At 47.3% G+C, this 15,643-nt stretch carries 15 protein-coding genes; 2 read left to right on the top strand and 13 right to left on the bottom strand.

Annotation, left to right across the window (positions count from 1 at the left end; genetic code table 11):
* Positions 1-31 precede the first annotated feature (31 nt).
* The 13 genes from MKX40_RS02870 to MKX40_RS02810 form a co-directional block, all read right to left on the bottom strand.
* Positions 32-1,540 carry an alpha/beta fold hydrolase gene (locus MKX40_RS02870; RefSeq protein WP_339239344.1) on the bottom strand — a complete coding sequence of 503 codons (1,509 nt, stop codon included), beginning with the start codon at positions 1,538-1,540 and terminating at the stop codon, positions 32-34.
* Entirely contained in the window at positions 1,479-1,934 is a 456-nt protein-coding gene (locus MKX40_RS02865) for an SDR family oxidoreductase (protein WP_339239343.1), read from the bottom strand. The genes MKX40_RS02870 and MKX40_RS02865 overlap by 62 nt, the downstream gene beginning before the upstream one ends.
* A 146-nt stretch (positions 1,935-2,080) precedes the next feature.
* Entirely contained in the window at positions 2,081-2,647 is a 567-nt protein-coding gene (locus MKX40_RS02860) for a TetR/AcrR family transcriptional regulator (RefSeq protein ID WP_253442354.1), read from the bottom strand.
* Between the two features lie 336 nt (positions 2,648-2,983).
* Positions 2,984-3,559 (bottom strand): hypothetical protein, encoded by a 576-nt coding sequence (locus tag MKX40_RS02855; RefSeq protein ID WP_339239342.1) that lies wholly within the window; start codon positions 3,557-3,559, stop codon positions 2,984-2,986.
* Between the two features lie 2 nt (positions 3,560-3,561).
* Positions 3,562-4,215, bottom strand: a complete 654-nt coding sequence (locus MKX40_RS02850) for a hypothetical protein (protein WP_339239340.1) — start codon at positions 4,213-4,215, stop codon at positions 3,562-3,564.
* Positions 4,212-4,445 carry a hypothetical protein gene (locus MKX40_RS02845; RefSeq protein WP_339239339.1) on the bottom strand — a complete coding sequence of 78 codons (234 nt, stop codon included), beginning with the start codon at positions 4,443-4,445 and terminating at the stop codon, positions 4,212-4,214. The genes MKX40_RS02850 and MKX40_RS02845 overlap by 4 nt, the downstream gene beginning before the upstream one ends.
* The gene (locus MKX40_RS02840) at positions 4,442-5,479 is read right to left on the bottom strand and encodes an ATP-grasp domain-containing protein (RefSeq protein WP_339239338.1); all 1,038 of its coding nucleotides are present in this window, start codon (positions 5,477-5,479) and stop codon (positions 4,442-4,444) included. Before MKX40_RS02840 ends, MKX40_RS02845 begins: the two co-directional genes overlap by 4 nt.
* Positions 5,476-6,528 carry a YqcI/YcgG family protein gene (locus tag MKX40_RS02835; RefSeq protein ID WP_339239337.1) on the bottom strand — a complete coding sequence of 351 codons (1,053 nt, stop codon included), beginning with the start codon at positions 6,526-6,528 and terminating at the stop codon, positions 5,476-5,478. Before MKX40_RS02835 ends, MKX40_RS02840 begins: the two co-directional genes overlap by 4 nt.
* A gap of 23 nt (positions 6,529-6,551) precedes the next feature.
* On the bottom strand, positions 6,552-6,872 hold the full coding sequence (locus MKX40_RS02830) for a hypothetical protein (RefSeq protein WP_339239336.1): 321 nt from the start codon (positions 6,870-6,872) through the stop codon (positions 6,552-6,554).
* A gap of 11 nt (positions 6,873-6,883) precedes the next feature.
* Complete coding sequence (locus tag MKX40_RS02825; RefSeq protein WP_339239335.1) at positions 6,884-7,774, bottom strand: ATP-grasp domain-containing protein; 891 nt, start codon at positions 7,772-7,774, stop codon at positions 6,884-6,886.
* A gap of 317 nt (positions 7,775-8,091) precedes the next feature.
* Positions 8,092-9,390, bottom strand: coding sequence for an ABC transporter substrate-binding protein (locus MKX40_RS02820; RefSeq protein WP_339239333.1), 1,299 nt, complete (start codon positions 9,388-9,390; stop codon positions 8,092-8,094).
* Between the two features lie 895 nt (positions 9,391-10,285).
* Positions 10,286-11,122, bottom strand: coding sequence for a carbohydrate ABC transporter permease (locus tag MKX40_RS02815; RefSeq protein ID WP_253429649.1), 837 nt, complete (start codon positions 11,120-11,122; stop codon positions 10,286-10,288).
* Positions 11,122-12,003: a sugar ABC transporter permease gene (locus MKX40_RS02810; RefSeq protein ID WP_036607341.1), complete on the bottom strand. Its 882-nt coding sequence runs from the start codon at positions 12,001-12,003 to the stop codon at positions 11,122-11,124. The genes MKX40_RS02815 and MKX40_RS02810 overlap by 1 nt, the downstream gene beginning before the upstream one ends.
* 144 nt (positions 12,004-12,147) lie before the next feature.
* On the opposite strand from MKX40_RS02810, the gene MKX40_RS02805 reads away from it, so the two are divergent.
* Entirely contained in the window at positions 12,148-13,977 is a 1,830-nt protein-coding gene (locus MKX40_RS02805; protein WP_339239331.1) for a sensor histidine kinase, read from the top strand.
* Between the two features lie 5 nt (positions 13,978-13,982).
* Positions 13,983-15,611, top strand: a complete 1,629-nt coding sequence (locus MKX40_RS02800; protein ID WP_339239330.1) for a response regulator — start codon at positions 13,983-13,985, stop codon at positions 15,609-15,611.
* The last annotated feature ends 32 nt before the right edge of the window (positions 15,612-15,643 follow it).

The raw sequence follows: 15,643 nt of genomic DNA, 5'->3' as shown, positions 1-15,643 counted from the left end.
ACCAGAGATTCCTGCATGGCCAAATCTGAACTCACTTCAAGGTATCGGCCCATTCGGCGAGGATTGCAGCTGTCTCCTTATACTGAAATGTCGGAAAGTAATGTCCGTAGGGCACATCTATGCGTTTGACCTGTGAGTTCATATCCTGTGGATAGTGATATTCCCGATCTTCCTTGCCCCATACGACTAAAGTATGGTTGGTGTGATCATCAGCCCACTCTTTCATCCAGGAAAATGAACTGACTCTTCCCCGCTTGCCGGAGTGGATCCACCGCAACAAATCTGCATTTGCCCCCGCAATTCGGGGGGATTGGAGACTGGAGCGTATCCTTTTGGCTATCATATGGTCCATACCCTTTTTGTCTTCCCCACTGATATATACACTGAACATTCGCTCCCAACTCTTCTCCGATCGAAGACGAAGCAAAGACCGCATCACACCTCTTGGCAAACGGGAAATCCATCTTAGCACATTCGGATTCGAATTATTGGCAACTGGCTGAAGCAATCCCAGTCGAATGTCTGTCCGCCCACTACGCAACTGTGCGGCAGCCACGATAGCTGCGCCTATCGAATGACCCACCAGCTTCACAGGACCCTCAAACTCATCAAGCGCCTTGAGTAGTGTACCCACCTGACCTTCAAACGCTTCATCTACCTGATGTACAGGGGATCGTCCGAATCCTGCCAGATCCATTAACCAAACCGGGTTACCTGTCTCTTTCCAAAGCTGTTCTCCCAAAGGCAACATCTCATCGGCAGATTGAAGCAGACCATGCACAATAATCCACGGCTCTCCTTCACCCTCCCAACCGATCATAGCCATATTCCCACTCCGTGACCGGATATAATCTGCCGGAACCTCCTCAGGTAACGGGGTATACCGAAGACGGTAGTCCAGATCTGCTGTAACCAACGGAAGCTGTTCCCTGATGTCCGGCCAGGATTGCCCCATACGTGTGAACAGCGCCTCCGTCTCCTCGACCGGGAATGACCTGTTGGTAATAAAAGCAACCGACTCCGCTGGAACACCAGTGAGGCGAGTGCCCCCTGATTTCATTGCCCATTGAATCCAAGGCAGTGGTACAGCTCCTTTGGGTTTGGGTACATCCAATTCATGTGCCAGAAGATGTAGTAGTTCCTTCATATTGGGACTGTCTTCCTTGCGTGCCAATAGTGGATAGGTTCCACCTGCCGGGTCTGCTTCCTTGGATAGAAAAACAAGCGTTCGTGCAACAATATCATTCTCCACCAGGGGTAACCAATAGGATGAACCTCCCGGCACTACGGGCATAAGTCGCTTTTGAATCGCCTGAATGAGCAGCCCAATCCCACCCGTTTGCTCCGTTTCCCCAGTCGGGCGCGGTCCAACCACAGTACTCGGATTCACAACGGATAAGGGATAGTTATGCTCTTCCGCATGTTCACGAATAAGAAGATCGGCATGAAATTTCATCTCTTCATATGCACTTTCCTGATCACCCACATGGTCGACCTGAAGATAACCTCCCTGTTCGTTCCGCTGTCCATAGGGACTCATGAAACCAACCACGTGGATAAAGTGTCTCAGTCCGGGTACCGTGAATTTCTTGTGCAAGCTGGGCCACTTCTCTCGCCCCGTTCATGAATATCTGCTCAGCTACCTTTCGTTCCAGGGTAACGTCCATCGTTCCCCCGGCATGAATGATTACATTCGCTTCAACAACACGTTCCCGGTCCACTGCGGCAAGTCCAAGACCCGAGATGGATAAATCACCAGTAATAAAGATGATTCTGGTGAAATCCTTCACTCCATAAGCCTTCAACACCGTTCTGGCACGCTGTTCTGATCGAACCAGCAAGAGCAATTGTGCGTCTCCCTGCGCGAGTTGTTTGACCGTTTCTTTGCCGATAAAACCGGTGCTGCCTGTCATGAAAATAATTGTTGGTTCCATATCAGACGCGCTCAATACCTGATGAATTTTTGTTGGATTTTGAAGCTAAGTTATCTTTAGTGGATACTTGGATCTTATGTACGTCCATTCCGTTATCGCTCCTTTTAGTACTATATAGTACTAGTTTTATTCAAAAAAAGCTTCGTTTACCGAAGCATCTGACAAAACGTACGTGCTGATTGTTCAATAATGCCTACATCACGCGCAGTTCCCGCAAGGATTAGTGAACCTTCCAATGCTGCAATAAACAACAACGCAGCCGGTCCCGGCTCGATTTCTTTGCGAAATTCACCACGATCCAAACCTTGCTGAAACAGCTTCTCAACCATAGGTCTAAGCTCACGAAAGAATCTGGATATGCTCTCCTTCACTTGGGATGCACTGTCAGGTGTCTGCATATATAACGTGACAAAAGGACAGCTCCCTTCGTAATTCCGGCCCTCAATACCTGCCGACAGCATTGCCATAAATGAATAGATGCGCTCCTCCACTCCTCGCTCACGCTGACTGAGCAGCAGATACAGCTCCGACTCATACTGGGCAATCCAGTATTGTACCACGGCCTGAAGCAATTCCTCCTTGTTTTTAAAGTGATAATAGATATTGGACTTGGATACCCCACTTACTCTTACGACCTCATCCATGCTGACATAACTGTACCCCTGACGCAGAAACAATTGTGCAGCCACTTCAACTGCCTTGGTCCGGTTCACCGGATTGGAACTCTTGGATTTGGCAGGTCCCGTGTTCATTTTTTGATTTGTCATATTTAGAACTATACAGTACTAATCAATTGAAAACAAGTATTTCTGTTAACAATAGAACTGCTTCCGCACAAACTCATCCATACTTGTCCACATGTAGCGTGTTATACACAGAGGATATCCACATATGGTATTAACTCTGTGTTAAATCCATCATGAGATCGTTAACTGCTTTTGGGTTATCCACACCTCCTCCGGTTGAACCATCAAAAAAGGCCAACCAGAACGTATCTGGCTGACCTTTCGTACAATTCATTTCCCAACCTTTAACAACTGTTACCTGCTTCAAATCGAAGGTTTACTGTCTCCGGCAATCATCGGATCGGTGCCTTGAAGTGGCAATCTGTTCTCCAGCCTTATGGCGACAAACAGGATGATCGTCACCGTAACACCGATTGTTCCTAACAGTACGCCTGTGTTCTCCTGCCCCATAAGGGACAGCGGTAGTGCCAGTACCAGCGGGACAACCGATCTTGTAAATTGAGTGGCAAACGTTGATCTTCCCGACCACTTCATGGTCTCTTCGCGGCTGCGCAAGTTATCAAACATGACTGATCTTTGCATAATACGAGTCCGATTAAACACAAACCCAAGCATAAATCCACAGATTAACGACACCGCAAACACCTGTACCGTGCCAATGATGATATCAATAACACCGATCAGTATAAATAGATACATTGGAATTCGGTGTTCCCACTTACGAATCAGCGTTGCAAGAAAGGCCCCAAGCCCCATCGCAGCTCCGATAGCCCCGTAACGGGATGAATCCCAATTGTAGATGTCATGGAACAAAATCGGTACGATAAAATTGATTGCTCCCAATTGCACGGTTAATACAACCACCGCCAATATGGTCATGTTCAGTACTTTTTTCGCACAGCATCGGAGTAGGTAATCTGCGGAGCCTCCGTTTTTTCTTTCTGTACGTTCTGCTCAGCCTGACCGGATCGGGACAGAATTGGAATGAGCCATGGAGCCATCATCCCCACAGCCAGCGTCACCATCAGTACCGTTGAGATCATTGGCAGTCCGCCTATACTGAGCAAAACTCCAGTTACCGCACTTCCTCCAAATGCACCAATTTGAATTGCCGTCTGCAAGTCATGCGAGGCCTTGTGTGATTTTATTTTTCCATCCAACACCATCTGGGACATGTAGATTTCCAGGCTCTGATTGGTCAAAAACAGAATTACGGAGAATACGCCACCAATCAGATATAAACCATACACATTGGTATTGCCGGCAAATTGAATTAAAAACACAAGCAGAAATACAATACCCAGGATGCGCGCTAAGCTGAAAATTAGCAAGGGTCGTTCTTTAAGTGCAGTTTTAAGAAAAAAGCTATACTTCTGCAATAAAATAGGTACCAAACTCATGATCGTAATAATAATACTCAGATGAGTAATCGACCCACCCTGCTCCAGTACCGACCAGATCAGGGTAATGTTTAGAATGGTATCTCCACATAAGGTAATGGACAGGAAGAGGATGAATAAAATAGTCTGTATCATTGAAGCTGTCTCACCTCAGCAACTTGCAAATCCAGCTTTTGTTCCAGCAATCTTGCGGCTTGTTTTACCGATTCGATGTCCTCAGGACCCTGATATTTGGTACGTACAGACAGCAGACCTGTAATATCGAATCCCTTCGGAGCAGAATGGACCACTCTACCTTTGGCAGCAACCGGATAATACGCCCGGTACCTCACATCGTCTGCTGCCTCACCGCTGGCATTATTCAACACCTTGCCATCACGGTACACAAACTTGATACAGGTTGCGCACTTGGGAGCCGTTCTTTTCGCAAAATGGGCAGCCAACTTCTCCTCCCCTGAAGACCACAAGCATGGGCGGTCACCAGATCTGTGCCGTACACATCGCGAATATTACGATAGACATGCCCACCACTGATACGGCAGCTGAACTCCACCACTTTATACTCATCGTTGGCGTTCTGCCTGGCTTCAACGTTAAACAGCCCATTTACAAGTTTCAGACCTGTGCATATTTGCTGAGCCATCTCGCAAAGTTCTTGTTCCACATTGGATTCTCCCTGAAAAGGTAGCGTATATTCGTCCTCTTCAAAGTAAGGACCTGGCATTCTGAGCTTGTTATGGACTCCGCCCAGATAAAACCGTCCATTCACAACTACGCCATCCAGCGTAATCTCTTCCCCGGGCAGGAACTCTTCAATCAGCGCTATTGCAGGACATTCCTCGTCAAAATATAGCCCCGATTGCGAAATGGCAAGTTGCGAGATACTATCGAAGGCCTCCTTCAATTCGGGATACGAATGAACGAGCGCAACATGGCTGCTGGATGCGGCCAGTGTGGGTTTAATAATAACCGGATAGCCTACACTTGCCGCCGCTGAAACAGCCTCATCCAACGTATTTACAGCATAAAATTCAGGACAGGCCACGTCCTCCTGTTTCAAGAACTGACGCTGTCTGGACTTGTCTCTGGCAATTTCGGCCGCTTGGACAGGAATATCCTGTCTTCCCAGCCCTTCATTCAGTCTCGCATTCAGTACAATATCCGTTTCCTGCCAGGTAATGAAAAACGGAACGCCTAATTGTCTAGCCTGCAAGATCATTTCTTCCACATTCTCGTACTTGGGAATATGCTGAACAGACCGAAAGCGCGGATCTTGTTCATATCCAGAAACAGAGGTCCATAAATGGACCTCTTCGAAAATTCTCCCCAGAGCTTCAATATGATCCCCGTGCAGAGAAAAACCTTTTCTCATAAGCAAACCAACGGAGGAACGAGTCATGCCAGAACCTCTTCTTTCGGCTGCTCCACAAACTCCAAAGCGATAATGTACAACGTTCCATTCTCCCCGGCTTTGGAGGAATGCACCGTATTAGCTGGAAGCAGAATGCGGTCACCAGGCGTGCAATGCAGTTCTCCTTCTTCAGTAAAGAAGGTAATATCTCCATTTATAATCAAAAGTGTTTCGTCTGTAGGATGGGTATGGGATTTGTGCTCCCTGAATGGTGTATCTCTTTGTACCTCTACCGAACCGGTTACAGGCAGCAATTGCATTACAGCTTCTTCAAGTGTTACGTCAGACCCTTTGATATATTGAACTGAACTCATAGTATTCCTCCTCATATGATGAAATGGGCATTGCGCTGTAGCGGAAACTTCGTTGGTATCTGGAATAAAATATTGCAGCCACTCTCGATTATTCGGATCCCCATAGATCCCTAGATGAGGGAATGGATCAATTGCATCGTATTGCCGAAGCAAGCTTCGCACCAAATCCTTGGATTTATCTCCTTTTGGTGTTCCCAAGCCAATCGAATCAAAGACCCATCGGGGTTGAAAGGTAATCATGTATGTATTGGCACGTCTGCTCCTTCTGACCTCATGTGCTGGTGTGTTACAAACGACAAAAATGGGTTCCCCATGAAAGCAAAATTCCCACAAGGGATCCTTCTCTTCATTCGGTATGAACTCTGGCCATTCTTTCAAGTCAATGGTGTGCAGCCGGGTCAGGATGGACCAAAATGTATGCTGATATTCATCGATGGATAGATCCTTATCAATATTAAAGAACGTGACCATGGAGGTGTAGTTTCCAAAGCTCCTTGCCTGTTCCACGTATTCTCTCAATGCCTTTCCCAGTTCTTCTATGGAATGGTCATTCACATCATCAAAAAAGGAGAAACGTAGCTCATTACGGTTAAGTCCCATGGAACCAAATATGCAGGGAAACCGTGGATTATCACCAGTCATGTCCTTCTCAAAATGCTCAAATTCCTGCTTTCTCCAATCATGACTACCCAGTCTCTTCACATCAGCGTTATCTAGCAACAACCCAAAGCCCTCCTAGAATGGTTTTATTGGTGAACCAGGACAAACTTGTCATGTAGTTCTAGAAGTTGTTTTCTAACGAATTCGATATCTGGACCTTCCACAATGGCATATCCGGATCGAGACATCGTATCTCGACCACCTGAAATGGACTGACCCGATGTATAGTTAATTCGAATATCAATGAGTCCTTCCATCGATTTGAAATCTTCTGCGGATGAGATACTTTCGATCTTGCCTACAGCAGATGGGAAGTTAACCGCACCTGTGTACTTGCCTGTATTAACCAAGGCTGGAGCTTCATATATTCCAAGTTCTGTTTGAATGGCTGCATCAAACAAGTTCACCTGATGGGAATTCAACACCATAGGCGGAATGATGACAATGCCTCCAATGCGTGCTCCAATCTCTCCAAAGCAGATCTCCCCATTCGGCAGAAGGAATACCTCTGCATGGAACACACTGTTACGTATTCCGAGTGTCCGTATGATCTCTTCATTGAACGACTGCATCCGTTCCACATATTCATAATGTGTGTAGCGGGATAACAGATCGTGCCGGAAGGGCGATCATTCTGGACAATCTCAAGACAATTAAACAAATATTCAGAGACGGAGGAAAATACAAGCTCACCTTCTGAAACGATCGAATCAATATGGAACTCCCTACCCGTAATGAATTCCTCAATGAGCACTGATTCCCGATTCCAGGATTGGCTGATATACTTCTCAAGCTCCTCTTGATTATTGAGCTTGTACGTCATGATCGTCGCCCAGCCGCTAATCGGTTTGATAATGATGGGAAAACCAATGCCTGCGACAATCTTTCTGATCTGTACTGCATTGGACGCAATACGCGTCTGTGACGTGTGGATTCCCGCCTGCCGCAATGTTTCCTTCATGATCCATTTGTTCCGAACCGTCTCGGCCTGATTCTTTTGAATACCAGGTATGCCAAAACGTGATCTGAGATACCCACCAGTCTCCACCACATTTTCGGTCGGGGCAATGACGCGCTCCACATCATATTCATCCAAAATGCGCTCAAAAACCTCTTCCACCTGATCAATCCGAGTAATATCCTCCACTTCGAACACAGCACTAAACAACCCTTCTGGTAAAGAATAAAATTGTTCATATCCCTGCTCTACCAACAAAATGTTGGTTGTATCCGATATGTTGGACAACGCTTCGAGAAACCCCGTTTTGGTGTTCATTCGCTTGTCACACAGAAATACAATATCTCTCATAAAGAACTTCACCTCCAATTCAAAATTCTTAACTATCTGTTATATTTTTCTATAATATGGATATAACATGGAACTGTCAATCTAAAAATTACAAATATTTAAAATTCGGCTATTTGTTGCCACGTTGTGTACTAACAACAGGTTGTAGACATCATACAAACACCTCCACCATCTGTATTAGTCGATCTGTTACTTCATATTTGCACTTTTTAACTGGGAATTTTCACATCAAAAAAGGTGACTCCAATTCATCCGGAGTCACCTTTTTTATGTTTTTTTCTTATTCCCACATTTATTAATCGAGTGGATGGGACCTGTTATTTTTTCAGACTATCCCAGTTCTGTTGTAATGCATCAAGCAATCCGGCTTTATCCGATTTGCCTGCAACGTAAGCCTGAATCGTGCTGCCATACTCTTGTGGAACGCCTTCAGGGAAACGGTTGAAGTTCCAGCTGAGGGTTTTATTTTCCTGGCTATACTTCATGATCTCTGTGGCGAGGTCACCCAGATCTTCCTCGGATGCCGTGATGGAACTGAACGCCGGAATGAACTTGAATTCTTTCGTCATGTATTGTTTCCCGATGTCCGAAGTTACGAGCCACTCCAGGAATTCTTTTGCTTCCGGTTTCACTTGGGAATTCTTATTTACCACCCAGTAGTTCGGTACGCCGACAAACAATTTGTCATTGGGTTCATTGTTAATTGGCATTGGCAGGATACCCAGATTCAGATCGGGATCAATTCCATCGATCTGTACTTGAGTCCAGTTCCCTTGCTGCATCATCGCGGCTTCTCCACTTGCAAACAACGTAACTTGCGTATTGTAGTCGGTTGTCAGCGGGTTTTTATTGCTATATTTCAGCGTTAAGTCGAGCAAGTTAATCCAGTCGTTGAACACCTGATTGCCAGGAATTTTCTCCGTGCTTTCATTCAATCCCTGAATGAATTTCACCGGATCTGCCTGATTGGCAAATGCCACGTTTACGTTATGATTGCCCAGCACCCACCACTCCTGATATCCGTTCGAGAACGGGGTAATGCCTGCGGCTTGAAGTTTCTGTGCAGCTTGATCCAACTGTTCCAGTGTCGTTGGAATTTCGGTAATACCCGCTTTTTGGAAGAGGTCTTTGTTATAAATGAAACCGTAACCCTCCAGCGCGAGCGGCTGTCCATAGAGCTTGCCGTCTTTGGTCATTGGCTCTTTAGCTACTTCGAGCGCATCTTTGGCCCATGATTCTCCAGACAGATCTTCCAGATATTCAAGCCATGTATCCAGTTCACGATATCCACCTACGTTGAAAATGTCCGGTTGTTCGCCTGCGGCAAACTTGGCTTTCAATGCAGCACCGTAATCACTACCACCACCTACGGTTTGAATGTCCAGTTTAACGCCTGGATGTGAGGATTCGTACTCCGCTTTGAGACGATTAAGCGCTTCCGCAATCTCAACTTTGAATTGGAAGATTTTAATAGTTTTGTCCCCGGCAGCAGCTTCGCTACCACCTTGAGCATCCGTGTTGACCGGACTGCCACTCTTGTCCCCATTGCCACATCCCGCGAGCATTACCGAAAAAGCAATCAGCATAAGCAACGTCAACTTCGTCATTCTTTTCATACATACACTCTCCCTATAGTAGTTTCAGTATAACAGTTCCACTAATGCATATTTACACTGGCACTCCGATGACAGAATAACCTTCCCCTGAAGCGTGTTTTCATTCTAACGAACCGAGCGCACGTTATTCGCACCTATTTGCACAGGCTCACATTCTAACGAATCACAGCGACGTTATTTCGTCGATTTGGTCGAATTTTAAGGCTCTGACGCCGTTTTTCACCTGAATAACGTTCCTGAGATTCGTTAAAGTTTGTATTCCTTGATTATCCACCTATTAAGATGCGGTGGATTCGTTAGCGCTTTGAAAAAGGAGCATACCATCACTCTGTACAAAAAGTTCCTGGCTATACACGCTTCTTTCTTGGTCATTTCTCTTTATTACTCTCTCTCCCCTAGGAGTCATGCCCAAGCTAAGCGGGCATGACTTCCCTTTGCACACCTCCATGCGAGGTGGGAGCAAAGGGATCAAGAATGCGTTGCAGGAGCGGAGCGTTCGCCTTTGAAACTCGGTGGCTTCCTTGCCCTAATACATTCTGGCCACCGAGGAGCAACAGCGACCGAAAGCGCAACTTGAGCCCGCCGGCGACCCTGCCCTCGCTCCTTCTCTGTCTTACCAATATGGTCTTTAAATCTTTTCTTTCTTGGTCATCTCTTGAAGGAGCTCTTTTCTTTATTACTCTCTTCCCCAGAAGTCATGCCCAAGCTAAGCGGGCATGACTTCCCTTGCACACCTCCATGCGAGGTGGGAGCAAAGGGATCAAGAATGCGTTGCAGGAGCGGAGCGTTCGCCTTTGAAACTCGGTGGCTTCCTTGCCCTAATACATTCTGGCCACCGAGGAGCAACAGCGACCGAAAGCGCAACTTGAGCCCGCCGGCGACCCTGCCCTCGCACTCACCCTTTAACTGATCCAGCAGTAATCCCCTGAATGATATACTTCTGCATCAGCAGGAAGAAGATGATAATCGGCATGATGCCCAGCACAAGGGCCGGCAAGGCCAGATCCCATTGCTTCGTATATTGCCCGAAGAGTGCAAAGGTCGCAATCGGGATCGTACGCAGGTTCGAGCTTTGCAGGATCAGGGACGGGAGTAGATAGTCATTCCAGATCCAGAGTGTGTTCAGAATGATGACGGTTACATACATCGGTTTCATCAGTGGAAATACGATTCGGAAGAACACCCCGTAGGCAGAACTTCCATCCACCCGAGCCGCTTCCTCAATCTCCAGTGGGACGGATTTCACGAATCCGTGGAACAGGAAGACAGACATCGGTGCCCCGAAACCGAGATAACAGATGATAAGTCCCCCAAGGCTATCGATTAGCCCGAGATTACTGGTTACCGTAACAAGTGGAATCATGATAGACTGGAACGGAATCACCATGGCGGCAATGAACATGCCGAACAAAATCCGGTTGAACCGGGTATCGCTGCGAACCATTCGGTACGCGGCCATGGAACTGATCAGCACTAGCAACAGATTGCTGACTACGGTAACGATAAGCGAGTTCATCAGCGCGGACGGGAAGTTAATTTTCTCCCAGGCGTTCGCATAGTTGCCCCATTGGAATACCTCCGGCCATGCAGCCGAATTAGTGAGCAGGTCACCGAAGGTTTTAACCGAGTTCACAAACAGGAAGTAAAACGGAACCAGGAATAAAAGTCCAATGAGTACCATGATAATCTCGGTTAGAATGGTACTAAAGCGGTAATTTTTCGTCGTCTCCATTAGGCTTCTACCTCCTTGCTCTTCGTCAGACGTACCTGAATCATGGTGATGATGGCAACGATTACGAAGAACACGAGTGCTTTGGCCGTTCCGATGCCATATCTGTTGTTCACAAAGGCTTCATTGTAAATATTGAGTGCAACCGACTCTGTTGATCCGAATGGTCCACCTTTGGTCAGCGACAGATTGAGATCGAACATTTTGAACGACCAGGAGATCGCCAGGAACAGACAGATTGTTACACCTGGCATAATGAGCGGAAGAATGATGCTCCGCAGTACCTGCCAGCGACTTGCGCCATCAATCTCGGCAGCTTCCAGCAGATCAGGGGATACATTCGTCAGAGATGAGATGTAGATAACCATCAGATATCCTGCGGTCTGCCATACAAACACAATCACGATTCCCCAGAAGGCGGTTGGTTCGTCTCCCAGCCAAGGAAGGTTGAAGAAGGACCAGCCTGTTACATCGCCTACTGCTGAAAACCCTTTCACAAATATGAACTGCCAGATAAAGCCGAGCAACAACCCACCGATCACGTTAGGCATGAAAAAGATCGTACGCAGAATGTTTCTCGTCTTGAGCGGTTTGGTCAGGAAATAGGCCAGGAAAAAGCCAATTACATTGGTTAGTACCACACCAACCACGGTGAAGCGCACCGTAAACCAAAACGCCGTTTGGAACTTGGGATCATTCGCAAAAACATGTACGAAGTTATCGAACCCTACCCAATTAATGTTCTCGGATACCCCGTTCCAATCCGTGAAGGAGTACACCATGCCAAGCAGGAAAGGGACCACGATGATGAGAATAAAAAACACGATGGAGGGACCCACGAACACGAGCTGCTGTAACAGCTGTGAAGATTTGCGATGCTTCATATCGTTCTCCCCTTCTATAGATGGATGAAATTGGTCTCTTTCTCTATTAAACTCCAATATCGCTGAGGGAAACACCGACCCTCGTGAACAGTTGGGGGTAAAATATTGTCCTATCTTTAACCTGCAACCAGAAGGGGTGGACCGATGTCCAAATACTACAGTATACGCACCAAATTGATTGCCTTTATGCTCATCGCTACCACGCTTCCGCTGCTTGCGTCGATCAGCATGACATTTATCCAGACCAAAACTGCCCTGCGGGAACAGGCTGTTGAAGAGAACAAACGCCTGATCTACCAAGCGTCCACGAATCTCAATAACTATGTGGATAACGTGGCCAGAGCGTCGCTTGCTGTGTATAACGACCCAAACTTCCTGCGTAACTTGGCGAAGATTCCTGGTGATTATCGTGCAGTGGCTGAAGTGTACACTACTTTGCAGACCATCCGTGCGGCTGTGCCGGATGTTTTTCAGCTGTATTTGCACTCTTTTGCTGCCAATCAATCCACCTTAATTACGAATCCCTTTCCGAAGCGGGAGGAACGCAAACAGGCCTATTCCGGCTCGCTCCATGGAAAAACAGGCGGTGACAGCCCGGACATTTGGGTGGAATCGGCACATATGAGTCACACGTACGGATTCAAGGCTGCCTCCCCTGATGATCCTGCAAGAACAGTCATTACCTTGCATCGGGTAATCAAGGATATTCCGTCCACCGAGCGTCTGGGTGTTCTCGCCATTGATCTGAATATGAATACCATTGCAGCCATCTGCGGCAGACTGTATGATCCGGCTAAGGAACAGATCTATGTTGTAGATGGTCAGAATCAGATCATCTACCAAGGACGTTCCGAGGTCAATTATACCGATGCACTGCGAGAGGAAACAGCTAGTGAGCTGAATATGGCACGAAATAACGCGGGTACAGCCCAGAATGTCGCAGGACATTTTGAACAGGATCGTTCCATGTATGTGTACCAGCAGCTTGGCAGCACTTACGCGGACTGGACCATCGTCAAACAGATTCCGAATGAGACGTTATACGCCAGAGCGACCACACTCACGTGGAATAACGCAATGATTGCCATCGCTGCACTTGTATTGGTCATTGTCGCAACCTTGTTCATCTCCATCCGAATCACCGGTCCGCTCAAGCAGCTCATGCGGTATATGAACCAGATCCAAGCCGGGCGTCTGCATGTGGATATCCACCTATCCAGCCGAGATGAATTCGGGGTGCTTGCTCGTCATTTCCGGGATATGATGGATACAGTAAATAATCTTATTTTGCGGGAATATCGACTTGAAATTGCCAATAAGACAAATCAACTTAAAGCGTTGCAAGCGCAAATTCATCCGCATTTTCTGTATAATACATTGCAATCCATCGGTACACTTGCCCTTCAACAGCAAGGACAACGGGCGTATACACTACTTTCTTCCCTATCCAAAATGCTGCGCTACAGCATGCGGGATCAGACCGGCGTGACCTTACGCGAGGAAGCAGAGCATGCCCGGTTATATCTGGAACTTCAGCAGGAGCGGTTCGGTGACCGCCTTGAGGTGGATTTGGATTTTGCCGAAGATACCCTGTCTGTCGAAATGCCAAGAATGACGTTACAACCTTTAATTGAGAACTATTTTAAACATGGGGCAGATATTCAGCCAGGTAAAGGTCACATCTCTCTATCCAGCCGTCGGATCAATGATCATTGGATTGAAATCGAACTGAATAATAACGGACCCTCCATACCAGAAGATAAATTACTGGAGATTCGGGGATGGCTCCATCCAAATCACATATCAACCGGGTTAGCCACGCAAGAATCCGATGAGTCCGAGTCCATTGGTCTACGAAATGTGATGCGCAGACTTCAATTGAACTCACATCCCGGTCACTCAGCCAGACTTGAGGTCAGCAATCGGGAACCCAATGGTGTGAAGATCAGGGTTATACTATACGCGGGAGAGTGAACAACATGAAGGCACTGCTTGTAGATGATGAAAAACATGTCCGCGATGCCATAAGGTTGCTTGGTCATTGGAAAGACTTTGGTATTGATACAATAATTGAAGCGGCAGACGGGGATGAAGCCATTGCCTCCATCACGGCACATCAACCTCAAATCATTCTCAGTGACATGCGTATGCCAGGCAAGGACGGTATGGCGTTGCTCGAATGGATATCCGTTCATACCCCACACAGCAAGGTGCTGGTTATTAGCGGATATGATGATTTTGAACTCGTGAGGCATGCCATCCGGCACGGTGGTATGGACTACCTGCTAAAACCTGTGGAAGCAGATGAGCTGAATGCATCTCTATTGAAGGCCGTTACAGCTTGGGAAGAGGAGGATGCTGTTCGGTTGCAATCCACCAGACAATCCATTGTCGTTAATCGAATGCGTCCCCACTATCAGGATCGTCTGTTAACCGAACTTGCCGTCGGAAGAGGCAATGGCCCCTCTCATCTGCAGCGATTGCAGGATGAGTTGTATCTCCCGGGTATAATCCCTGTCTGTAGCGTCGCTGTCACCAGCCTGTCCCATCTGGATGCAGGTTGTCTGGCAAAGTATCGCAGTCAACCCGACTTGCTTGTGTTCTCGGTGCTCAATATCTGCGCTGAGATGTTATCCACCCCAGACGAAGGCGTCATGTTTCGCCAGTTGGATCAGCCCGATGAGATCGTTCTGCTGCATTGGGGTCCCCCCACTTCATTGCAGCCTATTCTGGACAAGGTCAATCATGGATTGGAGCAGACGATTCAGCGCCAGCTTCATTTCGGCATCTCCACCTGTGACTCATATCCTGGCGGCATCTCAGCAGCCTATATGGAGGCAAGTTCAAGGCTGTGGCGACGCAATGCTGTGCATACCAAACAGCGAATTCATGCTTCCCTGGAATCATCCAATGGGAATAAAATCAGGCGCTTGACCGCCTATGAAGAACCTATGCGGATGGCAGCCATGAGCTTGCGGGCTTCCAGTGTATCTGCTGCCGTTGCCGAATGGCTTGACCCAATTACTGATCTTGAGGTTGTCAGTGCCGAGCAGATCCAGCAATGGATCGATGAGCTGGAATGGATGCTGAGCCGCTGGCTTGATGATACGGCAGGTTCGTCATTCAAAGAGGAAGAAGTGACGGAGGAACAGTCTATTCCCTTTGCCGAGTTACCATTTGACGCTGATGGGTTGTTATCCTATCCCCTGCTTCGTTCCTTGTTGGAGCAACGACTGCTTGCCGCAGGAAAAGCGCTCACCGCGCATCACCACGCCAATCCTGATCCCATGAGTGAGATTGCACGATATATGGACGCCCATTATCAGGAGGACCTGTCCTTGCAGCAGATTGCCGCGCGTTTCTATCTGAGCCGGGAGTATATTTCCCGAAAATTCAAACAGCAATTTGGCCTGAACTGGTCGGAATATCTCGGCAAATTGCGAATCAATAACGCGAAGCTGCTACTGCAAAACCCCTCCCTGCGAGTCGCCAAAATTGCGGAGATGGTTGGATTCCAGGATGAAAAGTATTTCAGCAAAGTGTTCAAAAAAATGGAGGGCATCACGCCAGCGGAATATCGTAAAACATTATTGGAGGCAGGTACTTAACGGGTACCGGTTCAAAATTTATTTGAGTTAAA

Source organism: Paenibacillus sp. FSL R5-0517 (assembly GCF_037974355.1).
GTDB lineage: Bacteria > Bacillota > Bacilli > Paenibacillales > Paenibacillaceae > Paenibacillus.
The sequence above is the reverse complement of the archived record's forward strand: the minus strand, read 5'-3'. Positions and strand labels throughout refer to the sequence as shown.